General features: G+C 68.2%; 24 protein-coding genes. 14 read left to right on the top strand and 10 right to left on the bottom strand.

Features of this window, described 5'->3' with window-relative positions; genetic code table 11:
• Positions 1 to 7 precede the first annotated feature (7 nt).
• A complete protein-coding gene (ppsR, locus tag H0523_RS15465; RefSeq protein WP_054431142.1) occupies positions 8 to 835 on the bottom strand; it encodes a posphoenolpyruvate synthetase regulatory kinase/phosphorylase PpsR in 828 nt (275 codons plus the stop codon).
• Positions 836 to 1026: 191 nt separating this feature from the next.
• Between ppsR and ppsA the strand changes: the two genes are divergently transcribed.
• Positions 1027 to 3393, top strand: coding sequence for a phosphoenolpyruvate synthase (gene ppsA, locus H0523_RS15460; protein ID WP_006394510.1), 2367 nt, complete (start codon positions 1027 to 1029; stop codon positions 3391 to 3393).
• Between the two features lie 72 nt (positions 3394 to 3465).
• Here the strand turns inward: ppsA and H0523_RS15455 are convergent, their stop codons facing one another.
• From H0523_RS15455 to H0523_RS15430, 6 genes are all read right to left on the bottom strand, one after another.
• Positions 3466 to 4587 carry a PepSY-associated TM helix domain-containing protein gene (locus H0523_RS15455; RefSeq protein ID WP_054431143.1) on the bottom strand — a complete coding sequence of 374 codons (1122 nt, stop codon included), beginning with the start codon at positions 4585 to 4587 and terminating at the stop codon, positions 3466 to 3468.
• A gap of 16 nt (positions 4588 to 4603) precedes the next feature.
• A complete protein-coding gene (locus H0523_RS15450) occupies positions 4604 to 7069 on the bottom strand; it encodes a TonB-dependent siderophore receptor (RefSeq protein ID WP_082404490.1) in 2466 nt (821 codons plus the stop codon).
• 132 nt (positions 7070 to 7201) lie between these two features.
• The gene (locus H0523_RS15445; RefSeq protein WP_054431146.1) at positions 7202 to 8116 is read right to left on the bottom strand and encodes a FecR family protein; all 915 of its coding nucleotides are present in this window, start codon (positions 8114 to 8116) and stop codon (positions 7202 to 7204) included.
• 3 nt (positions 8117 to 8119) lie between these two features.
• Entirely contained in the window at positions 8120 to 8623 is a 504-nt protein-coding gene (locus tag H0523_RS15440) for an RNA polymerase sigma factor (protein ID WP_054431147.1), read from the bottom strand.
• Positions 8624 to 8748: 125 nt separating this feature from the next.
• Complete coding sequence (locus H0523_RS15435) at positions 8749 to 9591, bottom strand: bifunctional transcriptional activator/DNA repair enzyme AdaA (RefSeq protein WP_082380491.1); 843 nt, start codon at positions 9589 to 9591, stop codon at positions 8749 to 8751.
• Between the two features lie 111 nt (positions 9592 to 9702).
• Positions 9703 to 10440, bottom strand: a complete 738-nt coding sequence (locus H0523_RS15430; RefSeq protein WP_054431152.1) for a glutamine amidotransferase — start codon at positions 10438 to 10440, stop codon at positions 9703 to 9705.
• A gap of 155 nt (positions 10441 to 10595) precedes the next feature.
• Here H0523_RS15430 and H0523_RS15425 point away from each other — a divergent pair, with 155 nt between their 5' ends.
• The 3 genes from H0523_RS15425 to H0523_RS15415 all read left to right on the top strand — a co-directional run bounded on the left by H0523_RS15425 (position 10596) and on the right by H0523_RS15415 (position 13330).
• Positions 10596 to 11036, top strand: a complete 441-nt coding sequence (locus tag H0523_RS15425) for an NfeD family protein (RefSeq protein ID WP_054431154.1) — start codon at positions 10596 to 10598, stop codon at positions 11034 to 11036.
• A gap of 150 nt (positions 11037 to 11186) precedes the next feature.
• Entirely contained in the window at positions 11187 to 12113 is a 927-nt protein-coding gene (locus H0523_RS15420; protein WP_006394518.1) for an SPFH domain-containing protein, read from the top strand.
• A gap of 26 nt (positions 12114 to 12139) precedes the next feature.
• On the top strand, positions 12140 to 13330 hold the full coding sequence (locus tag H0523_RS15415; protein WP_054431157.1) for a GGDEF domain-containing protein: 1191 nt from the start codon (positions 12140 to 12142) through the stop codon (positions 13328 to 13330).
• Positions 13331 to 13346: 16 nt separating this feature from the next.
• Here the strand turns inward: H0523_RS15415 and smpB are convergent, their stop codons facing one another.
• On the bottom strand, positions 13347 to 13814 hold the full coding sequence (gene smpB / locus H0523_RS15410; RefSeq protein WP_006394520.1) for an SsrA-binding protein SmpB: 468 nt from the start codon (positions 13812 to 13814) through the stop codon (positions 13347 to 13349).
• A gap of 104 nt (positions 13815 to 13918) precedes the next feature.
• On the opposite strand from smpB, the gene H0523_RS15405 reads away from it, so the two are divergent.
• The 9 genes from H0523_RS15405 (at position 13919) to H0523_RS15365 (ending at position 20259) form a co-directional block, all read left to right on the top strand.
• Positions 13919 to 14353: a type II toxin-antitoxin system RatA family toxin gene (locus tag H0523_RS15405; protein WP_006385176.1), complete on the top strand. Its 435-nt coding sequence runs from the start codon at positions 13919 to 13921 to the stop codon at positions 14351 to 14353.
• Complete coding sequence (locus tag H0523_RS15400) at positions 14343 to 14690, top strand: RnfH family protein (protein ID WP_054476880.1); 348 nt, start codon at positions 14343 to 14345, stop codon at positions 14688 to 14690. Before H0523_RS15405 ends, H0523_RS15400 begins: the two co-directional genes overlap by 11 nt.
• Before the next feature lie 208 nt (positions 14691 to 14898).
• On the top strand, positions 14899 to 16053 hold the full coding sequence (locus H0523_RS15395) for an acyl-CoA dehydrogenase family protein (RefSeq protein ID WP_024068658.1): 1155 nt from the start codon (positions 14899 to 14901) through the stop codon (positions 16051 to 16053).
• Entirely contained in the window at positions 16050 to 17225 is a 1176-nt protein-coding gene (locus H0523_RS15390; RefSeq protein ID WP_054431159.1) for an enoyl-CoA hydratase/isomerase family protein, read from the top strand. The genes H0523_RS15395 and H0523_RS15390 overlap by 4 nt, the downstream gene beginning before the upstream one ends.
• A gap of 80 nt (positions 17226 to 17305) precedes the next feature.
• A complete protein-coding gene (gene mmsB, locus H0523_RS15385) occupies positions 17306 to 18196 on the top strand; it encodes a 3-hydroxyisobutyrate dehydrogenase (protein WP_054431161.1) in 891 nt (296 codons plus the stop codon).
• Between the two features lies 1 nt (position 18197).
• Positions 18198 to 18635 carry a PaaI family thioesterase gene (locus H0523_RS15380; protein ID WP_006385171.1) on the top strand — a complete coding sequence of 146 codons (438 nt, stop codon included), beginning with the start codon at positions 18198 to 18200 and terminating at the stop codon, positions 18633 to 18635.
• A gap of 58 nt (positions 18636 to 18693) precedes the next feature.
• Complete coding sequence (locus tag H0523_RS15375) at positions 18694 to 19383, top strand: VIT1/CCC1 transporter family protein (RefSeq protein WP_054431163.1); 690 nt, start codon at positions 18694 to 18696, stop codon at positions 19381 to 19383.
• A 53-nt stretch (positions 19384 to 19436) separates the two neighbouring features.
• Positions 19437 to 19943 (top strand): 2-thiouracil desulfurase family protein, encoded by a 507-nt coding sequence (locus tag H0523_RS15370; protein ID WP_054431165.1) that lies wholly within the window; start codon positions 19437 to 19439, stop codon positions 19941 to 19943.
• Positions 19933 to 20259 carry a hypothetical protein gene (locus H0523_RS15365; protein ID WP_054431167.1) on the top strand — a complete coding sequence of 109 codons (327 nt, stop codon included), beginning with the start codon at positions 19933 to 19935 and terminating at the stop codon, positions 20257 to 20259. Before H0523_RS15370 ends, H0523_RS15365 begins: the two co-directional genes overlap by 11 nt.
• A gap of 99 nt (positions 20260 to 20358) precedes the next feature.
• Here H0523_RS15365 and H0523_RS15360 read toward each other — a convergent pair whose 3' ends face one another.
• Together H0523_RS15360 and H0523_RS15355 are read right to left on the bottom strand one after the other, a co-directional pair.
• On the bottom strand, positions 20359 to 20880 hold the full coding sequence (locus H0523_RS15360) for a hypothetical protein (RefSeq protein WP_054431169.1): 522 nt from the start codon (positions 20878 to 20880) through the stop codon (positions 20359 to 20361).
• A 114-nt stretch (positions 20881 to 20994) separates the two neighbouring features.
• A complete protein-coding gene (locus H0523_RS15355) occupies positions 20995 to 21465 on the bottom strand; it encodes a hypothetical protein (RefSeq protein WP_054431171.1) in 471 nt (156 codons plus the stop codon).
• Between the two features lie 103 nt (positions 21466 to 21568).
• Here H0523_RS15355 and H0523_RS15350 point away from each other — a divergent pair, with 103 nt between their 5' ends.
• Positions 21569 to 22129, top strand: coding sequence for a TetR/AcrR family transcriptional regulator (locus H0523_RS15350; protein WP_238924943.1), 561 nt, complete (start codon positions 21569 to 21571; stop codon positions 22127 to 22129).
• Positions 22130 to 22163 lie beyond the last annotated feature (34 nt).

Genomic DNA, 22163 nt, shown 5'->3' with positions numbered 1-22163 from the left:
ATCGTTTTCAGCCGCGGTCCAGGCCCACTTCCTGCAGCACCGTGGTCGAGATCTCCTCGATCGACTTGGTGGTGGTGGACAGCCACGAAATGCCCTCGCGCCGCATCATGCGCTCGGCCTCGGCCACTTCATAGCGGCACTGCTCCAGCTGCGCGTAGCGGCTGTTGGGGCGGCGCTCGTTGCGCACTTCGGACAGGCGCTCGGGCTGGATCGACAGGCCGAACAGCTTGGCGCGGTGCGGCGCGATGGTCGAGGGCAGGGTGCCGCGCTCGAAATCGTCGGGCGTCAGGGGGAAGTTGGCGGCCTTGATGGCGTATTGCATGGCCAGGTACAGGCTGGTCGGGGTCTTGCCGCAGCGCGAGACGCCCACCAGGATGACGTCGGCCTGGTCCAGCTGGTTGACGAACTGGCCGTCGTCGTGGGCCAGGCTGAAGTTGATGGCGTCGATCCGGTTGCGATACTTTTCCGAATTGGCCTGCATGTGCGAGCGGCCGATGGAATGGCTGGATTTGAGCCCCAGCGCCTGCTCGATGTGGCTGACGAAGGTGCCGAACAGGTCCAGGAAAATTCCGTTCGCCTGGCGAACACGGGCCAGGATGTCAGGATTGACCAGGGTGCTGAAGACGATCGGCGGCACGCCGGCCTCCAGGGCGCTGCGGTCGATGCGCATGGCCACTTCGGCGGCTTTTTCCAGGGTGTCGACAAACGGCAGCCGCACCGGCTTGAAATCGACTTGCTCGAACTGGGAAAGCACCGACTGGCTGAAGGTTTCCGCGGTGATGCCGGTGCTGTCGGAAACGATGTATACCGTGCGTACGATCGGGGTAGATGTCATATGTAAAAATTCCAACCAGGCGGATGGCCGGATGTGCTCCTCCGAGTACAATCAGGCCCCTATAAGTCACCCCAAGGGCGGTCCAAGGCCAGTTTGGTCAGCGCAGGCGGATCGGCGAAATCCAGGCGGTAGCCGGCGTCGAATCTGCATTGACCAAACTCGCTTTCATTCCATTGTAAAAGGTGACTTCAATGTCGTACGTTGTTTTGTTCGAGCAGCTCCGCATGACGGACGTGGACTCGGTAGGAGGCAAGAACGCATCACTAGGCGAAATGATCAGCCAGCTGTCTGGCGCGGGTGTCCGCGTGCCGGGCGGCTTTGCCACGACCGCTGACGCCTTCCGCGACTTCCTCCAGGCCTCCGGCCTGGACAAGCGCATCGCCGAACGCCTGACCACGCTGAACCCCGAAGACGTCCGCGAGCTGGCCAACGCCGGCGCGCAGATCCGTCAATGGATCGTCGAAGCGCCGTTCTCGGCTGAATTCGAAGCGCAGATCCGCGACGCCTTCGCCAAGCTCGACGCCGATGGCAAGGGCTCGTTCGCCGTGCGCTCGTCGGCCACCGCCGAAGACCTGCCCGACGCCTCGTTCGCCGGCCAGCAGGAAACCTTCCTGAACGTGGTCGGCATCGACGACGTGCTGGACAAGATCCGCCACGTGTTCGCCTCGCTCTACAACGACCGCGCCATCTCCTACCGCGTGCACAAGGGCTATGCCCACGCAGATGTGGCCCTGTCGGCCGGCATCCAGCGCATGGTGCGTTCGGACAAGGGCAGCGCCGGCGTGATGTTCACCATCGACACCGAATCGGGCTTCCAGGACGTGGTGTTCATCACCTCGTCGTACGGCCTGGGCGAAACCGTGGTGCAGGGCGCCGTCAACCCCGACGAGTTCTACGTCTTCAAGCCCACGCTGGCCCAGGGCCATTTCCCCATCGTCGGCCGCCGCATCGGTTCCAAGCTGATCAAGATGGAATTCGATCCCGAGCGTCCGGAAGGCCGCGCCGTGCGCACGGTCGACGTGCCGGTGTCCGAGCGCAACCGCTACTCGCTGACCGACGACGAGGTCAACGAGCTGGCCCGCTACGCCGTCATCATCGAGAAGCACTACGGCCGCCCGATGGACATCGAGTGGGGCCGCGACGGCGTCGACGGCAAGATCTACATCCTGCAGGCGCGCCCGGAAACGGTGAAGTCGCAGCAGGGCGCCAACGACGTGCAGCAGCGCTATCGCCTGAAGGCCACCGGCCAGGTCCTGATCACCGGCCGCGCCATTGGCCAGAAGATCGGTTCGGGCCCGGTGCGCGTGGTCGGCGACATCTCCGACATGGACAAGGTGCAGCCCGGCGACGTGCTGGTCACCGACATGACCGATCCCAACTGGGAACCCGTCATGAAGCGCGCCTCGGCGATCGTGACCAACCGCGGCGGCCGTACCTGCCACGCGGCCATCATCGCGCGCGAGCTCGGCATTCCGGCCGTGGTGGGTTGCGGCAACGCCACTGACCTGCTCAAGGAAGGCCAGGCCGTGACCGTGTCGTGCGCCGAGGGCGACGAAGGCCGCATCTATGACGGCCTGATCGAGACCGAAGTCGAGGAAGTGCGCCGCGGCGAGATGCCCGCCATCGACCTGAAGATCATGATGAACGTGGGCAACCCCCAGCTGGCGTTCGACTTCGCCCAGATCCCCAACGGCGGCGTCGGCCTGGCGCGCCTGGAATTCATCATCAACAACAACATCGGCATCCACCCGAAGGCGGTGCTGGACTACCCGAACGTCGACGGCGAGCTGAAGAAGGCCGTGGAATCGGCCGCCCGCGGCCATGCCAGCCCGCGCGCCTTCTTCGTCGAGAAGATGGCCGAAGGCGTGGCCACCATCGCGGCGGCCTTCTACCCGAAGCCCGTGATCGTGCGCATGTCGGACTTCAAGTCCAACGAGTACCGCAAGCTGGTCGGCGGTTCGCGCTACGAGCCCGAGGAAGAGAACCCGATGCTGGGCTTCCGCGGCGCTTCGCGCTACATCGCCGACGACTTCGCCGAGTGCTTCCGCATGGAATGCGAAGCGCTCAAGAAGGTGCGCGATGACATGGGCCTGACCAACGTCGAGATCATGGTGCCGTTCGTGCGCACCCTGGGCCAGGCGGAAAAGGTGGTCAACCTGCTCGCCAAGCACGGCCTGGCGCGCGGCGAGAACGGCCTGAAGCTGATCATGATGTGCGAAGTGCCCTCCAACGCCATCCTGGCCGACGAGTTCCTGCAGTACTTCGACGGCTTCTCGATCGGTTCGAACGACATGACCCAGCTGACCCTGGGCCTGGACCGCGACTCCGGCATGGAACTGCTGGCGGCCGATTTCGACGAACGCGACGAGGCCGTCAAGTTCATGCTGCGCCGCGCGATCAAGGCTTGCCTGGCCGCCAACAAGTACGTCGGCATCTGCGGCCAGGGCCCCAGCGATCACCCGGACTTCGCGCAGTGGCTCAAGGATGAAGGCATCCTGTCGATGTCGCTGAATCCGGACACGGTGGTCGACACCTGGCAGCGCCTGGCGAAGCAGTAAGTCGCCCGCGTTGACGCAAACCCCCGCATTCGAAAGAGGCGGGGGTTTTTTCTTGGGGCGGCCCGGCGGCGGTCAACCCCTGGCTGCCGCGCCCGGCCCGCGCCGCCTGGGCAGATACAGGTAGAGCCCCGTGACCAGCACGGCGATGGCCGCCAGATCCAGCAAGGCCCAGATCAGTTTGAGCGGCAGGCCGGCGTAGTTGCCGAAATGCAGCGGCCGCGAGCCTTCCAGCAGCCACATGTACCAGGGCGGCGGATCCGCTTCGAGCAGTGCGCCGTCGGCGATGCGCACCACGACCGGTTGCAGCAGGTGTCGCGTCAGCGGCGTGCGGCCCTGCATGAAGACGGTACAGGCGCCGTCGGACGAGAACAGCGAACCGGGCAGCGCCAGGAAGCTGACGTCGCGCTCCGGCAGTGTGCGCCGGGCCAGGTCGACCGCGGCCTGCAGCGGCCGGGCGACCGGCGGGCCGGGCGGCGGCGCGGCCAACTGCCGGCTGGCCGCATGCTCGCGCCAGGCGCCAAAGACGAACGAATCGAGCGTGTTGATTGCGCCGCTCAGTCCGACCACGGTCAACCAGACCAGCAGCACCATGCCCAGCAGATTGTGCAGGTCCAGCATGCGCAGCAGCCGCGAACGCCCCTTGCGCACGGTGCCGAACGGCGTCTTGCGCATGAAGCCGCCGTACAGCGCCACGCCGGAAACCAGCGATACCAGCAGCAGCGCGCCCATGACGGCCAGGATCAGGCTGCCCGGCATGCCCAGCAGCATGTCGGTGTGCAGCCGCAACAGCAGGGCCATCGGCCCGCCGTGGCGCCAGTCTTTCTCGCTCCAGGCCTCGCCGGTGACGACGGGGCCGCGCGCATCGACCAGCGCGAAGGGCTTCTGGCCGGGCGCGCCCGGGCTCAGCCCGAAACGGTACTGGTGAGGTTCGTCCAGCCAGACGATGAAGCGGATGTCACGGCGCGGGTATTGCTCGCGCACCCGCGCGGCCATGGCATCCACGTCCCGTGGCGCGGCCGCCTCCCGCGCCGGCGGGACACGGGCGGGGGTGTCGAACCAGGCGTCGATCTCGTCATGGAAGATCAGCGGCAGCCCGGTCAGGCACAGCATCAGCAGGAACAGCGTGCATGCCAGGCTGGACCACGTATGCAGCCATCGCCAGATGCGCAGGCGGCGCGGGGCGTCGATGCTCATGCCAGGGCGCCCACGCTTACCAGCGGTAGGTCAGGGTGCCGATGACGGTGCGTCCGGCGCCGTAGAAGCACTTGGTCGCGGTGGCGCACGCCGATACGTATTCGCGATCGAACAGGTTGCTGGCGTTGATGCCGGCGGTCAGTCCCTTCAGCGAAGGGATGGCTTGCCCCAGGTCGTAGCGCACCGCGGCATCCACCACCGTGAAGGGCGAGACCTTCAATGTGTTGTCGGCGTTGGCATAGCTGCTGCCGACGTAACGCACGCCGCCGCCCAGGCTCAGGCCGGCCAGCGCGCCGCTGTGGAAGGTGTAGTTGGCCCAGGCGTTGGCGCTGTGGCGCGAGACGTAGGTGGGGTGCTTGCCCTGCGCGGTGGTGCTGCGCGTGTTGACGTTGTCCATCAGGGTGTAGGACGCCAGCAGGTCCAGGTTGCGCGTCAGGCTGGCCTTGCCTTCCAGTTCCAGACCGCGCGAGCGCACCTCGCCCGTCTGGATGCTGTAGTTGGTGTTGGCCGGATCGGTCGTGAGCACGTTGCTCTGGGTGAGCTGGTAGACGGCGGCGCTGACGAAGGCGTCCTGGCCGGGCGGCTGGTACTTGATGCCGGCCTCGTATTGCTCGCCCTTGGTGGGCTTGAACAGATTGCCCTGGGCGTCGGCGTCGGCCACCGGCTGGAACGAACGCGAATAGCTGACGTAGGGCGCCACGCCGTTGCTGAATTCATAGACTGAGCCAAGGCGCCAGGTGAAGGCGCGGTCGGACTGGTGGGTGGTGTCTCCGTTGATCCGGTTGCGCCGGTCGTTGCCCGCCCAGTCCTGGCGGATGCCGCCCAGCAGCGTCCATTGGCCCAGTTTCACCTGGTCCTGCGCGTACAGGCCTATCTGGTCCAGCGTCTGCTTGCTGCGCACGGTGATCGACGGCGTGGCGATGGCGGCGTCGTAATCGGGCCGATTGATCGACAAGGATGGCGCGGCGCCCATGCCCTGGTCTTCGCGATAACTCAGGCGCTGGTAGTCGATGCCGAACAGCGCGGTGTGCGCGAGGGCGCCGGTGTTGAAACGGGCCTGGGCATGGTTGTCCGCGGTCACCGCGTCCATGTTGGCGTGATTGACGATGGCGCGCCGCGTCAGCAGCGGGTTGGCCGGATCGGCGGCATTCAGCCCCGTGGTGTAGACGCTCTTGTAGTCCGTTTTCATCTGCATGTAGCGCAGGTTGGACTGCACCGACCAGACCTCGTCGATCCGATGCTCCAGCAGATAGCCCAGGGCCGTCTGCGTGCGCTTGAATTCATCGAAGCGCGGCGACCCGTCGAAGAAGCGGCGACCGATGCGGCCGCCGCCGGGCAGGTCCTGGATGGTGCCCACGGCCGGCAGGAAGCCGAAGTAGCCGCCATAGGGATCATGCTGGTACTGCGCCAGGAGCGTCAGCGAGGTGTCGGCGTTGGGGCGGAACGTGACGGCCGGCGCGATCGCCACGCGCTCGTCCTTCTGGTAGTCGATCTGGGTCTTGCCGGTGTGAGCGACGCCGGTCAGCCGGTAGAGCACCTTGCCGGCGTCGTCCACCGGACCGCCGAAGTCGAAGGCGGCCTGCCCGAAGTTGTGGCTGCCCGCCTGCAATTCGATCTCGTGCAGCGGCGTGGCGGTGGGTTTCTTGCTGACCAGGTTGATCAGGCCGCCCGGAGTGCCCTGGCCGAACAGCACGGATGACGGGCCGCGCAGCACTTCGATGCGTTCCAGGTTGTAGGTGTCGATCTGCGGGATGGCGTAGTTCGTGCCCAGCAGGCGCATCCCGTCCAGATAGGCGTAGTCGTAATTGATGCCACCGCCAAAGCCGCGGTAGATCACCGTGTCGTAGCGCGAGCCGCCGGCGCCGCGGTATTCGGCGGTCAGGCCAGGCGTATAGCGCAGCGCCTGGCGCACGTTCTGCACCGCCTGGTCGTCCATTTGCTGGCGTGTCACCACCGAGATGGATTGGGGCGTCTCGATCAGCCGGGCGTCGGTCTTGGTGCCGGCGCCGGAAGTGTCGGCCACGTATCGGACGGTCTCGCTCGCGCCTTGCACCCGGATGGGGGCGAGCGTGGTGGCGTCGCTCGCGGTGGCGGGCAACCGCGACACGATCAGGGTGTTGCCGCTGTGGCGCCAGCCCAGGCCCGAGCCGGCCAACAGGCGCGTCAAGGCCTCATCGCGGGTATAGCTGCCGTGCAGCGCGGGGGCGGTCCGGTCGCGCGCGATGTCGCCGCTCATGACCAGTTGCAGGCCGGTGGACGCGGTATAGGAGAGCAGGGCGCTGGCCAGCGGCTGGCTGGGGATATCGAAGCGTTGATGCGTGGCGGCGTCGGCGGGAGCGGCTTGCGCCTGGGCCGCGGGTTGGCCCGCGGCCCAGGCGGTGGCCGCCAGCAAGGCGGCCGCCAGGCGGCGCAAGCCGTGGCGGCCGGTGTGCAGGGAGGCGCCAGCGCGGTGGCGTAGGGGATGGTGTTGTGCGGCCGACATGTGCGGTTTGCCCTTGTTCGTGTTTCGATATCGCGACGGCGAATTGCGCGTCCTCTCCCTGTCAAACACCGGACGGGCGGGAACTGATGATCGAAGCGGGCGGGAAGTTGGTAACTGAATGTTGTCGGGTGGTCAGCGCGCGTAGACCAGGGTGGCGTAGCCCGCCACGACACGCAGCCGGATCGGGAAGGTTTCCGCCAGGCCACGCAGGGCCTCCTGCGGATCCGCCGTGTGGAAGGCGGCCGTGACCGGCAGCGCGCCCACGCCGGCATCCATCAGGAAGATGGGGCCGCGCTGGTAGCGTTGCAGCTCGGCCAGCACGGTGGCCAGCGGCACGTCGTTGAACACCAGGCGGTCCTGGCGCCAGGCCAGCGCGGCCGCCTGATCGAAGCGCGCGGGCGCGGCGCCGCCCGAGACGCCGTACCGCATCTGCCAGCCGGCTTCGAGCGTCACGGGGGGCGCGTCGGGACGCGGCCGCACCGCGACCGCATGCTCGGTGACCGATACGGTGACGATGTCGTCCAGCAGCTTGACGTCGAATTGCGTGCCGAGCGCAGTGCTGATCCCCTGGCCGGCCCGCACGGAAAAGCGCCGTGCGGCGTCGGCGGCGACCTGGAAGTAAGCCTGGCCGCGATGCAGGGTCAATTGGCGTTGGCGGCTGTCGAAGCGGACCGACAACGCGGTGTCGCTGCCCAGTTCGAGCGCGCTGCCGTCGGCCAGGACGATGCGGCGCCGTTCGCCGATGCCGGTGCGATAGTCGGCCAGCAGGTGCAGGCGCGACAATGCATATAGCGCGGGAACCGTCACGGCCGCCGCGAGCACGCCCAGCATGGCGCGGCGACGATGCATGCGGTCAGCGACGGGGCGAACCGCGTCGAAGCGGTTCCACAGCGCCTGCGCCCGCGCATAGGCGGCGGGGTGGGCCGGGTCGGCCTCCAGCCAGCCGGCGAAGGCGCGGCGATCCTGTTCGGTGGCGTCCTCGTCGTGCAGCCGCGCGAGCCATTCCAGCGCGGCCAGGTAGATCGGGTCCTGGGCGGGGGCGGCCATGGCTCAGGCGGGCTCCAGCGAGGCGTCCAGCTGCGCCATGGCGGCCACGACCTGCGAGATCACGGTATTGCGGCTGGTGCCCATGCGTTCGGCGATCTCGTCATAGGACAGGCCTTCGATGCGCTTGAGCACGAAGGCCTGGCGGCGGCGTTCAGGCAGCGCCGCGATGGCCTCCAGCAGGCGATGCAGCTCGCGCCGGTACATCACGATCATTTCCGGCGTGGGGCGGGAGTCGGGGAGGTGGTCCAGTTCCAGGCCGGTCAACTCCACCTCGGCGCGGCGGCGCGCATCGCGCAGGTGGTTGAGGGCCAGGTTGTGGGCCGCCCGGGTGATGTAGCCGGCATTGACCTGGGCGCGCTGGGCGCCCATGCGCAGCAAATTGGTGAAGGCCTGCTGCACGACGTCCTCGGCCGCGCCCTGGCTGCCGACGATACGGCGCACGATGGCGCGCAGGCGCCGCACTTCGGCTTGGTAGAGGGCGGAGATGTCGCCAACAGGCACGTTCATGGCAGGCCGGCGGGCGAGAAAGCCCGCGTGAGAACAGTCAAATACGATTGACAACTGTTCTCAATTATAGCGGGCTTGCCATCCGTGCCGCGCAGCGCCCCTGGCAAGGACGCGGGCCATGTCCTTCAGGCCGCCTTGGCCTCGCGCTCGATCAGTTCGCGCTTGCGCTCGATGCCCCAGCGGTAGCCGGCCAGCGAGCCGTCGGTGCGCACCACGCGATGGCAGGGGATGGCCAGCGCGATGTTGTTAGTGGCGCAGGCCCGCGCCACCGCGCGCACCGAACGCGGCGAGCCGATGCGTTCGGCGACGTCGGTGTAGGTGACGGTGGTGCCCACCGGGATCTCGCGCAGCGCCTCCCAGACGCGGCGCTGGAAGGCGGTGCCGCGCACGTCCAGCGGCAGGTGCAGGCCCACCGAGGGGTTCTCGACGAAACCGACCACCGCCGCCATCCATTGCTCGAATTCCTGGTCGGCGCCGATCAGCCGGGCCGCCTTGAAGCGGTCCTGCAGGTTGCGCACCAGCTGTTCGGGATCCTCGTGCAGCGCGATTTCGCAGATGCCGGTGTCGCTGGCCGCCACCAGCAGCGCGCCGAGCGCGCACTGGCCCACGGCGAAGCGGATCTCGACGCCTTCGCCGTCCTTGCGGAAGGCGGTGGGCGTCATGCCGAGGATGGCCGGCGCGGCCTCGTAGAAGCGGCCGCTGGAGTTGAAGCCGGCGCCGTACATGGCGTCGGTGACGCTGGCGCTCTGGCGCAACTGCTGGCGGGCGCGGTCGGCGCGCAGCGCGTTGGCGTAGGCCTTGGGCGTGATGCCGGTGGCCGCCTTGAAGATGCGGTGGAAGTGGAAGCGGCTCATGCCGGCCTGTTCGGCCAGCGTGTTCAGGTCGGGCGGCTGCTCGGCCTCCAGCGCCCGGCAGGCGCGTTCGACGGCGGCGGCGTGCTGTTTGCTCAAGGGGGCGGCGTGGGTCATGTCGGGCTCCAGGGGCGCGCCGGTTTGCGCGCTTTCGACAATGTTCTCAAAGGCCGGCCCGCGCCGCACTCCGGTTGTTGCCGGGGGCGGCTCGCGCCCCAGGCCCGGGCCTCAGGCCAGCGCGTAGGCGTCCAGGAAGCGGCGCACCAGTTCGCCCGACACCGGGGTGGCGCGCACGTTGGCGGACAGGCCGGGCACGTCGAGGTTCTCGGCGGCGTAGCGGCGGCCGAAGCGTTCGAGGTGGGCGCGCACGAAATCGGGGCCGAATTCGGGGTGGAACTGGGTCGAGAAGATGTTGCGGCCGATGCGGATCATCTGGTGCGGGTCCAGGTCGGAACGCGCCAGCACGGCCGCGCCGGGCGGCAATTGCAGCACGGTCTGCGCATGCAGCATCTGCGCCGGGAAGGTGGGCGGCAGGCCGGCCAGCAGCTTGTCGCCGGCGGCAGCGGGCAGCAGTTCGACCGTCTGGGTGCCGACTTCGCGGCCGGCGGGGTTGTAGCCCACCTTGCCGCCCAGGGCGTGCGCCAGCAACTGGTGGCCGTAGCAGATGCCGAACATCGGCAGGCCGGCCGCGGCGGCCTCGCGCAGCCAGGCGGCGGTGTCTTCGCTCCAGGGTTCCAGGTCGGTGACCATGGCGGGCGAGCCGGTGATCAGGGCGGCGCGGTACTGGTCCGGCGCGCGCGGGCGTTCGCCGGCGTGGACGGCGACCACTTCAAGGGCGTCGGGCGTCAGGCCGGAGGCCCGCGCCAGCTGCTCGGCATAGCCACCGAACTGGCTTTTGAGCGTATCGTCCGGGTCGCCCGTGTGCAGGATGAGGACGGGGCGGGCGGAGGAGATTGCAGCGGTCATTGGGGTGTGTGCGTGGAAAATGCCAGCGGCCGGGGACGGCAGCCAGCGCACATCATAATCCAGGCGATTGTCCAGGGGCGGCGGGGGTGTCACCGCGGCGTCATGGAAATACGTACAATCCGCTGACCGACTCATCCTTTCAGGCGAACGTAACTATGTGGATTTGGTTAGGGCTGGCCGCGCTGGCGCTCATAGGCGAACTGGCGACGGGAACCTTCTACTTGCTGCTGGTGGCGCTGGGATTGGCCGCGGGCGGTGTCGCCGCCTGGCTGCTGGCGGGCCTGGAATGGCAGCTGGTGGCGTGCGGCGTCGTGCTGCTGCTGGGCCTGCTGGTCCTGCGCAAGACGCGCGTCCTGAAAAAGCGCGAGGTCGACGCGTCCCGCAACGCCGACGTCAACCTGGACATCGGCCAGACCGTCAAGGTGGAAGCCTGGAGCCAGGACGGCAACGCGCGCGTCTGGTACCGCGGCGCGCACTGGCAGGCGGAACTGGCCGAGGGGCAGCCGGCCCACGGCGGCGAACACATCATCACCGAAATGCGCGGCACGCGCCTGGTCCTGACTCCGAAGGGGGACGCGACCGGCGCCACGCGCTAGGGCGTGGCGGCGTGGCGGGCTTGGAGCCTGGCCGCGCCGGCCCGTCCCGAGGCAGGACCCGGACCCGCGCAGACGGGCCGGCCGCAGCAGGCGCCCTGACTTTCGCGGGCAGGCGCGTCACCGCATTCACCCCAGAAGAGGCACCACACCATGATCGATAACTCCACCATCGTCCTGCTCGTCATCGTCGCGCTGGCGATCCTGATCGTCATCAGGGCGATCGCCATCGTCCCCCAGCAGCACGCCTGGGTGGTCGAGCGGCTGGGCAAGTTCGACCGCGTACTGTCGCCGGGCGCCGGCTTCGTGATCCCGTTCATCGAGCGCGTTTCCTACAAGCACTCGCTCAAGGAAATCCCGCTGGACGTGCCGAGCCAGGTCTGCATCACGCGCGACAACACCCAATTGCAGGTGGACGGCGTGCTGTACTTCCAGGTGACCGACCCGATGCGCGCCTCGTACGGCTCGTCCAACTACATCTCGGCCATCACGCAGCTGGCGCAGACCACGCTGCGCTCGGTGATCGGCAAGATGGAACTGGACCGCACCTTCGAGGAACGCGACGCCATCAACAGCACCATCGTGTCCTCGCTCGACGAGGCCGCGCTGAACTGGGGCGTGAAGGTGCTGCGCTATGAAATCAAGGATTTGACGCCGCCCAACGAGATCCTGCGCTCGATGCAGGCGCAGATCACCGCCGAGCGTGAAAAGCGCGCGCTGATCGCGGCCTCGGAAGGCCGCCGCCAGGAACAGATCAATATCGCCACCGGCGAACGCGAAGCCGCCATCGCCCGCTCGGAAGGCGAGAAGCAGGCCCAGATCAACCAGGCGCAGGGTGAAGCCGCTGCCGTGCTGGCCATCGCGGAAGCCACCGCCAAGGCCATTACGCAGGTGGCCGACGCGGTGCGCCAGCCCGGCGGCATGGAAGCGGTCAACCTGAAGGTGGCCGAGCGCTACGTCGAGGCCTTCGGCAACGTGGCCAAGGAAGGCAACACCCTGATCCTGCCGGCCAATCTGGCGGACGTGGGCGGCATGATCGCCTCGGCCATGACCATCGTCAAATCCACCCGCAACAGCTGAACCGCGCGCCGTGAGGCGCCCCGCCCATGATTGCTCCCGTGCATTTGCTGTTGATCGCAGTACTGACGGGAGTGCTGTCGCTCTGCGTGCTGGGATCCCTGGCGCGCAGCGGCATGGCGGGGATCCGCGAAACCATACGCGCCAACCTGCTCACGCTGTTGGCGTTTTTTTTATTCGGGCTGCAGGCCACCGAGGCGCCGCGCTGGCTGTCGATCCTGCTGCCCAACATGCTGGTCAGCCTGGCGCTGTGCGCCTATTACACCGGCCTGCGGCGCCTCCTGGGGCAGCGCCTGCCGCGCCACCTGATGGGCCTGGCCTGCGCCACCGCCTGGCTGGTGCTGGTGGGCTACACCTACCTGGACAGCCAGGTCGCGCCGCGCATCGTGGCCATGTCGGCGCTGCAGATGGGCTTCATGTTCGCGGTGGCCGCGGCGGTGTGGCAGGGCCGGCCGGCCAACCGCTCGCGCTACAGCTACTACTTCGTCTGGTCGGTGGCGATGATCTCGGGCGTGACCTGCGCGCTGCGCGTGGCGCTGTTCGCCTCCGGCGTGGCCCACGCCGATTTCCTGCTGCAGCCGACCGCCTGGAACATTCTGTTCATGACGCTGGGCGTGCTGGCGATGCCGTGCCTGTCGCTGGGCACCATCATGATCATCCATGACCGCATGCTGGCCGACCGCGAGCAGGAGGCCAGCACCGATTTCCTGACCGGGCTGATGTCGCGCAAGGCCTGGTGGCTGCAGGGCGAGCGCTACTGCGCCCACGCCCTGCGCACGCGCCGGCCGCTGACGCTGATGGTGCTGGACATCGACCATTTCAAGCGCATCAACGACACCCACGGCCATGCCGCCGGCGACGCGGTGCTGCGCCATTTCGGCCTGCTGGCCACGGCCACGCTGCGCACCGGCGACCACGTGGGCCGGGTGGGGGGCGAGGAATTCAGCGTGCTGTTCGCCGACATGCGCAGCGATGCGGTGATGGAGGTGGCGGACCGGCTGCTCGATTCGGTGCGGCGCACGCCGTGCGCGCATGGCGGCAGTACCATCGCCTATACCTTCAGCGCCGGGGTGGCGGACTGGCTGCCGGGCGAGAACCTGCAGGCCTTTTTCGAGCGCGCCGACCGCATGCTGTACGCGGCCAAGCAGGGCGGCCGCAACCGGGTGACGGGACCGGGCGTGAGCCTGGTCGAGCCGCCGCCGCTGCCGGTGGCGGCCTGATGCCGCGAGGCGGGGGTCAGCTGTCCTTGCGCGAGGCGCGGGTGTCGTGCTTCATGATGCGTTCTTTTTCGCGCTGCCAGTCCTTTTCGCGGGCCGTGTCGCGCTTGTCGAACAGCTTCTTGCCGCGGCCCAGGGCGAAATCGAGCTTGATGCGGCCGTTCTTGTAGTGCAGGTTGAGCGGCACCAGGGTGTAGCCGCGCTGTTCGACCTTGCCGATCAGCTTGCTGATTTCCTCGGCCTTGAGCAGCAGCTTGCGGGTGCGCATGGCGTCCGGATGGATGTGGGTGGACGCGGTGGGCAGGGGGCTGACGTGCATGCCCAGCAGGTAGAGTTCGCCATCGCGCACGATGACGTAGCTTTCCTTGAGCTGCACGCGGCCATCGCGGATCGCCTTGACTTCCCAGCCCTGGAGCACCAGGCCGGCTTCGTAGCGGTCTTCGATGAAATAGTCGTGCGTGGCCTTGCGGTTATCGATAATGCTCATCTTGTGGGGCCCAATATGCCCGTTTGTTCTTCGTTTGTGCTCGTTTGCGCCCCGGCGGCGCAGTGCCGGTAAAATCCTATCATTCTAGCCATTTGCGATAGTCGATGCACAAAGTACAGCGATCCGTCCTGGTGCCCTACAGCGCCGCCCAGATGTTCGACCTGGTCGCCGACGTGGAAAAGTACCCCGAGTTCATGCCGTGGTGTGGCGGCGCCGAGGTGCAGACCCGCGACGAGCACGGCATGCAGGCGTCCATCCTGATCAGTTTCGCGGGCATGAAGCAGCGCTTCACCACGCGCAACCGGCACGTCTACCCCGACCGCATCGACCTCGAACTGGTCGACGGACCCTTTTCCAGCCTGGTGGGGCACTGGGAGTTCCAGCCGCTGGCCGAGGATGCCTGCAAGGTGCTGTTCACCATGGAATACGCCTTTTCCAACCGGGCGCTGGAGATGGTGGTGGGGCCGGTGTTCAACCGCATCGCCACCAGCTTCATCGATTCCTTCACCAAGCGCGCGCAGGCCAAGTATGGCGAATGAGCCGTCCGCCGCCGGCCAGATCGAGGTCTCGGTCTGTTATGCCTTGTCGGCCCAGGTCTGGCTGCGCGAACTGCGCCTGCCGGCCGGCGCGACGGTGGCCGACGCCCTGCGCGCCAGCGGTTTCGCCCAGGCCTTTCCGGTGGTCCAGCCCTGGGAGCGGGGCGTGGGCGTGTTCGGCCGCGTGGTCGAGGCCGGCACGCCGCTGGCCGACGGCGACCGCGTCGAGATCTATCGCGGACTGAGCTTCGATCCCAAGGAATCGCGCCGCCGCCGCGCCGAGCATCGGCGCGCCAAGACCGCCCGCAACGGCCGGGTGCGTCCGGCCGGGCTGCTCTAGCGGCTGGCCCCGGGCGCGCGCCGCCCGGGCGGGGCGGGCGGCCGCCACATTGTCATCATCAGGACAAATCGCGCCGGTCCTTCCGGCGTAACATTGACGGCGCCGCACCCTTACGTTTACGTCAACGTCATGTCAAAATGGCCTGGCTGACGTTCACGAGACGGCAGCAACGCCAACAGACAATACCGATGACATCAGGAGACAGGCTGTGGACTTGGAACTGACCGACGAGCAGCGCGCGTTCGCGCAGGCCGCGCGCGACTACGCCGAAGGCGAACTGGCGCCGCACGCGGCGCACTGGGACGCCGAAGGCATCTTCCCCAAGGAGGCCTTCGCGCGCGCCGGCGAAATGGGCTTCTGCGCCATCTACGCCAGTGAGGACATCGGCGGCCTGGGCCTGCCGCGCCTGGACGCCACCCTGGTGTTCGAGGAAATGGCCGCCGTCGACCCGTCGACCACCGCGTTCCTGACGATCCACAACATGGCCACCTGGATGGTCGGCAAGTGGGGCCAGCCGGCCCTGCGCGAGGCCTGGGGGCCGCTGCTGGCCAGCGGCCAGAAGCTGGCCTCGTACTGCCTGACCGAACCGGGCGCCGGCTCCGACGCCGCGTCGCTGTCGACCCGGGCGCAGCGCCAGGGCGACCACTACGTGCTCAACGGCGCCAAGGCCTTCATCTCGGGCGGCGGCGACACCGACCTGCTGGTGGTGATGGCGCGCAGCGGCGGCGAGGGCGCGGGCGGCATCAGCGCCTTTGCCGTCCCGGCCGACAGCGAGGGCATCAGCTACGGCCGCAAGGAAGAGAAGATGGGCTGGAACAGCCAGTCCACCCGTCCGATTGTGTTCGAGAACGTGCGCGTGCCGGCCGGCAACCTGCTGGGCGAGGAGGGCGAGGGCTTCAAGATCGCCATGAAGGGCCTGGACGGCGGCCGCATCAACATCGGCACCTGCTCGGTCGGCGCGGCCCAGGGCGCGCTGGACGCGGCCCGCCGCTACATGGACGAGCGGCGCCAGTTCAATCGCCGCCTGGCGGAATTCCAGGCTTTGCAGTTCAAGCTGGCGGACATGGCCACCCACCTGGTGGCGGCGCGCCAGATGGTGCGGCTGGCGGCCTGCAAGCTGGACGCCGGCGCGCCGGACGCCGCCACCTACTGCGCCATGGCCAAGCGCTTCGCCACCGACATGGGTTTCCAGATATGCCTGGACGCGCAACAGATCCACGGCGGTTATGGATACCTGCGGGACTATCCCTTGGAGCGTCTGGTGCGCGATACTCGCGTACATCAGATACTGGAGGGCACCAACGAGATCATGCGCGTGATCATTGCCCGCCAATTGTTGGAAAAAGGAGCTGACATAAGATGAATGCACCGGTGCTGTTCGAAGAAAGAGCCGCCGCCAATGGAATGCGGTTCGGGATCGCGACGCTGAATGCGCCGCAGACCCTGAACGGGCTGTCGCTGGAAATGGTCGACCTGCTGGCCGAGCGCCTGGACGCCTGGGCGCGTGACCCGGGCGTGGTGCTGGTGGTGCTGCAGGGCGCGGGCGACAAGGCCTTCTGCGCCGGCGGCGACCTGCACGGCCTGTACCGCAGCATGACCGAGAACGCCGGCAAGGGCGCCTGGGGCAATGCCTACGCGCGCCGCTTCTTCGAGCACGAATACCGCCTGGACTACCGCATCCACAGCTACCCCAAGCCGGTGCTGTGCTGGGGCCACGGCATCGTCATGGGCGGCGGCATCGGCCTGATGATGGGCGCCAGCCACCGCGTGGTCAGCGAGACCTCGCGCCTGGCGATGCCGGAAGTGTCTATCGGCCTGTTCCCGGACGTGGGCGGCAGCTGGCTGCTGAACCGCATGCCGGGCCGCACCGGCGTGTTTCTGGCGCTGACCGGTGCGCAGATCAACACCGCCGATGCCTTCTTCGCCGGGCTGGCGGATTTCCGCCTGAATCACGAAGACTGGCCCAAGCTGCTGGCCTCGCTCGAGGAACAGCCCTGGGCCGGCCAGGCCACGGGCGCCGCCGAGGACGCGATTCCGCCGCGTTCGATCAACGACGGCCTGTTGCGCCGCGCGCTGACCGCGCTCGAGCCGCAGACGCCGCTGGAAGGCGGCAATCTGCGCCAGCATTCGTTCCTGATCAACAGCCTGTGCAGCGGCAACCGGCTGGACGAGATCTGCGAAGAGCTGGCCACCCTGAAGGACCACGCCGATCCGTGGCTGGCGCGCGCCGCCACCACCATGCTGGCCGCCTCGCCCGGCTCGCTGCGGCTGTCGTTCGCGTTGCAGCAGCGCATGCGGCTGCGGTCGCTGGACGACGTGTTCCGCGCCGAGTACATCGCCGCGCTGCATTGCACCGCGCACGGCGATTTCGCCGAAGGCATCCGCGCGCTGCTGATCGACAAGGACAAGAAGCCGCGCTGGAACCCCGCGGTGCTGGACATGGCCACCGAGGCCTGGGTGCAGAAGTTCTTCGATGAGCCCTGGCCCGAAGGCCAGCCGCATCCGCTGGACGACCTGGGCAAGGAAGGCCGCTGACGTCCGCCGCAGAGCGGGCCGGCATCGCGTCGCAACACTGATTTCACACCTACAGCAATAGCAACAGGAGACAGGACATCATGAGCAGTATCGCGTTTATCGGTTTGGGCAACATGGGCTCGCCCATGGCGCTGAATCTGGTCAAGGCCGGCCACAGCCTGACGGTCTTCGACCTGGTGCCGGCGGCGGTCAAGGTCTTGACCGATGTGGGCGCCAAGTCGGCGGCGTCGGCCGCCGAAGCGGTCAAGGGCGCCGAGGTGGTGATCTCGATGTTGCCGGCCAGCAAGCACGTCGAAGGCCTGTACCTGGACCAGGACCTGCTGGGCAAGATCCCGTCCAGCGCGCTCGTCATCGAGTGCAGCACCATCGCGCCGGACTCGGCCCGCAAGGTGGCGCAGGCGGCCGAGGTGCGCGGCATCGCCATGATCGACGCGCCGGTCTCCGGCGGCACCGGCGGCGCGGCCGCGGGCACGCTGACCTTCATCGTCGGCGGCCAGACCGCCGCGCTGGAGCGCGCCCGCCCGGTGCTGGAAAAGATGGGCAAGAACATCTTCCACGCGGGGCCGGCGGGCGCCGGCCAGGTCGCCAAGATCTGCAACAACATGCTGCTCGGCATCCTCATGGCCGGCACCTCCGAGGCGCTGGCGCTGGGCGTGGCCAACGGCCTCGATCCCAAGGTGCTGTCGGACATCATCGCCAAGAGCTCGGGCCGCAACTGGGCCACCGAGCTGTACAACCCGTGGCCCGGCGTGATGGAACACGCCCCGGCCTCCAAGGGCTACGCCGGCGGCTTTGGCGTCGACCTGATGCTCAAGGACCTGGGCCTGGCGGCCGAGGCGGCGCTGTCGGCGCGCGCCTCGATCCCGCTGGGCGAGCTGGCGCGCAACCTGTACTCGCTGCACAGCGCGGGCGGCTCGGGCCGGCTGGACTTCTCCAGCATCGTCAACCTGGTCAAGCGCGACCAGGACTGACATGGCCGCGCCCGCGACTTGCGTCGATCCGGCCGGGCGGGTCCAGGCGAGCTTCGAGCGGCAGAGCATCATGCGGCTGCTCGGCGCCAGCCTAGACGTGGTCGAGCCGGGCAGGGTGGACATCGTGCTGCCGTACCGCGCCGACCTGTGCCAGCAGAACGGCTTCCTGCACGCCGGCATCTCCACCACCATCGCCGATTCGGCCGGCGGCTATGCCGCCTTCAGCCTGTTCCAGCCGGGCGAGGACGTGCTGACCTCGGAGTTCAAGATGAACTTCCTGGCGCCCGCCAAAGGCGAGCGCTACGTGGCCAGCGGCCGCGTGGTCAAGCCGGGCAAGCGCCTGTCGATCTGCCAGGTCGAAGTGCATGCCTACGAGGGCGAACAGGCCACCCTTTGCGTGATAGGCTTGCTCACCGCGGTGCGCGTGACGCCGCGTTGAGCCGCTGGCGGCGGCCGTCCGCCGCCAGCTTTGTCGCGCCTTGAACGGGTCCACGGCAATGCCTTCCAAAGAACATCACCGGATTTTCCGCAGCAACTGGCTGCGCGCCGCCGTGCTCGGCGCCAACGACGGCATCGTCTCGACCGCCAGCCTCATCACCGGCGTAGCGGCGGCGCAGGCCGGGCACGGCGCCATCCTGACCTCGGGCCTGGCCGGCCTGGTGGCCGGCGCGCTGTCGATGGCGGCGGGCGAATACGTCTCGGTTCGGTCGCAGGCCGACACCGAGGCCGCCGACCTGCGGCTGGAGCAGCGCTCGCTCAAGCGCAACTCGGGCGAAGAACTGGAGGAACTGGTCGAGATCTATGTCGAGCGCGGCCTGTCGCGCGACCTGGCCGAGCAGGTGGCGCGGCAGTTGACGCGCCATGACGCGCTCGATGCGCATGCGCGCGACGAACTCGGCATCTCGATCCACAACCGCGCCCGGCCGGTGCAGGCGGCGGTGGCCTCGGCCGCTTCGTTCGCCGGCGGCGCCGCGTTGCCGCTGGCGGTGGCCGCGGTGGCGCCGCTGCCGCAGCTGATCGGCTGGGTGATCGGCGCGTCGGTCGCCTGTCTGGCCTGTCTGGGGGCCCTGGCGGCAGGCGCCGGGGGCGCGCCCAAGGGGCCGGCGGCGCTGCGCGTGACGATATTGGGCGCGCTGGCGATGGCGGCGACGGCCGGCGTCGGCGCCTTGTTCGGCACCGTGGTCTAGGGCCTGTTCGCAATTCAAGGGAGCTGTCGAAGGCTCCGGGAGTTCTGGTTCACATGCAATACGTTTTGATCAGCGCCTGTCTGTTGGGCCACCCCGTGCGTTACGACGGCCGTTCCGCGCCGCGCGACCACGAGGTGCTGGCCCGCTGGCGCGATGAAGGGCGGATCGTGCCGGTCTGTCCGGAGGTGGCGGGCGGCATGCCGATCCCGCGCCCGCCGGCCGAGATCGAGCCGGGCGCCGATGCCGCCGCCGTGCTGGGCGGCCGCGCCCGCGTGATGGCGGTGTCGGGCGAGGACGCCACCGTGCCGTTCGTGCATGGGGCGCAGCTGGCGTTGGCGGCGGCGCGCGAGCGCGGCATCCGCATCGCGGTGCTCAAGGAAGGCAGCCCGTCCTGTGGCAGCGGCTATGTCTACGACGGCAGTTTTTCCGGCCAGCGCCAGCCGGGCGTGGGCGTGACCGCGCAATTGCTGGCCGATGCCGGCGTGCGCGTCTTCAGCGAATGGCAATGGACGGAGGCCGCGGCCTGCCTGGCGCGGCTGGAGGCGGGCGATGGGCTTTAACGTCGGCGATTGGCTGGTGCTGGTGGCCGTGGCGGCCGGCGTGCTGTCGGCCTGGCGCCTGATCGCCGGCACCGGTCGCGGGCGCCTGCTGGCGCGGGTCGGGGCGGTGGTGTCGCTGGCGGTGTCGGCGTTCTGCTTCTGGCTCTGGTACGAGCAGTACCTGAAGTGGGATTTCAACGAGCTGGGCCGCTACTACGATCCGGTCGACGGGGTCGTCTATACCGACAGCGGCTTCGTCTGGGTGCTGCCGGCCGTGCTGGCCCTGCTGGCCGGGGCGTTTTTCGCCTGGCGCGGCTGGGGTGGCCGGCGCGGTTGAGGTCCGTCTGGGGGCGGATCGCCCGCTGCCGTGAAAACAAAAGGGAGGAGGCCCTGGCGGAGCTCCTCCCGTGGTGACGCGCGGTGGGCGCGATGGTTGTCAGTTGGCCCGGTAGCCGCGGCTGTTCATGCAGGAATCGAGCGCGCGGTTGTAGGTGTCCACCATGACCTGGGTGGTCCATTGCGAAATGGTCGCCGGGTCATAGCCGCTCTGGTTCATGGCCCAGTGCTGGCAGTCGGCCGAGGCGCTGGCCTGGGCTTTGTTGACGGGCGCGGCCGGCTCGTACTGCACCGGGGCGTACTGGGCCGGAGCCTGGTAGACCGGCGGCGCGGCATACACCGGCGGCGCTTCATAGACGGGCGCCGCGTACACCGGCGGCGGGTAGTAGGCCACGCCCGGGGCGTAGACGCCGGTCTGCACATAGCTCGGACCGGAATTGTTGGCCGCCAGGATCAGCCCGGTGGCCGCCAGCGCGACCGCGCCGCCGATCCACCAGCCGCTGCCGCCGCCACCGCCGTGGTGATGGTGATACCCGCCACGATAGCCGCCCGCCAGCGCGGGGGAACTTGCCAAGGCCAGTGCCAGCGCGACGCCGACCATACGACCTGTAAACCGCTTCATGATCTTGCTCCTGAGCCGCCGGGCGTCCACGTGCTGCGGCGACCGGCGATACCGTACTGTACTGCCGCCACGGCGCAATAGTTGTGTCAAGAATTACGAAGATTTCAAGTGATTTCAGGAGGTTGGACGGGTCTCGCGCATGAAGGGCGAAGCATTGGGATTGTCGCAAGTTTGCGACACCCCGGGCTTGAGCTGGACGACCGCCTTGGGGTCGAAAGCGTCGGCATTGCGGTCGTGGGTGGCGTAGGTCTCGTAGCCGGGTTTTTCGACGCACCAGTTCCAGAAGAACAGTTCCGAGCCATGGATCGCCAGCACCTCCACGCGCCATTCGTGGCGCGCCTCGAAGCCGGCCCGGCCGTCGGCGCCGGTGCGTTGCTCGACGCGGTAGCGGTCGTAGCCGTAGGGATAGGCCCCGGCGATCAGCACCACGCGGGCATTCGCCAGCGGTTGCCCGGTCTCGTCCTGCACCGTGATGGCCGCGCGCGGCTGCAGGGTCTTGTAAGTGGGGTAAGGTACACAGCCCGGCAGGGCCGACAGGAGCGTGGCGGCGCAGAAAGCGTGGAGCAGGCGCGACAGTCGGGGCATAGGGTTTCTATGTATGCAGGAATGTATGGCAAAAAGACTGGAAGGATAGTATTTTCACGCGATGACGACGGCACTACCCCCATCTGTACCGCAAGAAAGGCGTTTGACGAAAGGTGAGCGCACCCGGTTGCAACTTCTGGAAGTCGCGGCGGCGGAGTTCGCCGAGCGCGGATTCCAGCACACCCGGATCAGCGATATTGTTGCCCGCGCGGGGGTGACGCAACCGGTTTTTTACCAGTACTTCGCCGGCAAGCAGGCGGCCTACGACGAACTGGTGGGCATGTTCGCGCAGCGCCTGCGGCAGGAGGTTTGCCAGGCGCGGCTGTCCGACGACCAGGATCTGCCGGTCGAGGTGCGAGTGCGCCGCGGCGTGAGCAACTGGCTGGCGATCCTGCAGGAGGACCCGAATCTCACGCGCATCGGCTTCTTTCAGGTCGACGCGGCCGAGGCGCTCAAGGACGAGCTGGTCGAGATGATTTCCGAGAATGTGCGCATCGATCAGCGCGCCGGCGTGTTCCGCAAGGACATTCCGCCGGAATGGCTGTCGCACGCGTTCATGGGCGTGATCGAGCGCTTCACGCGCCGCGAGCCCAACGCCGAGGAGCGCGAGGCGCTGGCCGACTTCATCACCGACATGTTCCTGGAAGGCGTGCGCCAGCGCTAGCCGGGCCTGTCCCGGCCTGGCGGCCGCCGCGGGC

This window comes from Achromobacter insuavis (assembly GCF_902859645.1).
Taxonomy (GTDB): domain Bacteria; phylum Pseudomonadota; class Gammaproteobacteria; order Burkholderiales; family Burkholderiaceae_B; genus Achromobacter; species Achromobacter insuavis.
This window is presented reverse-complemented; position numbering and strand designations above follow the sequence as displayed.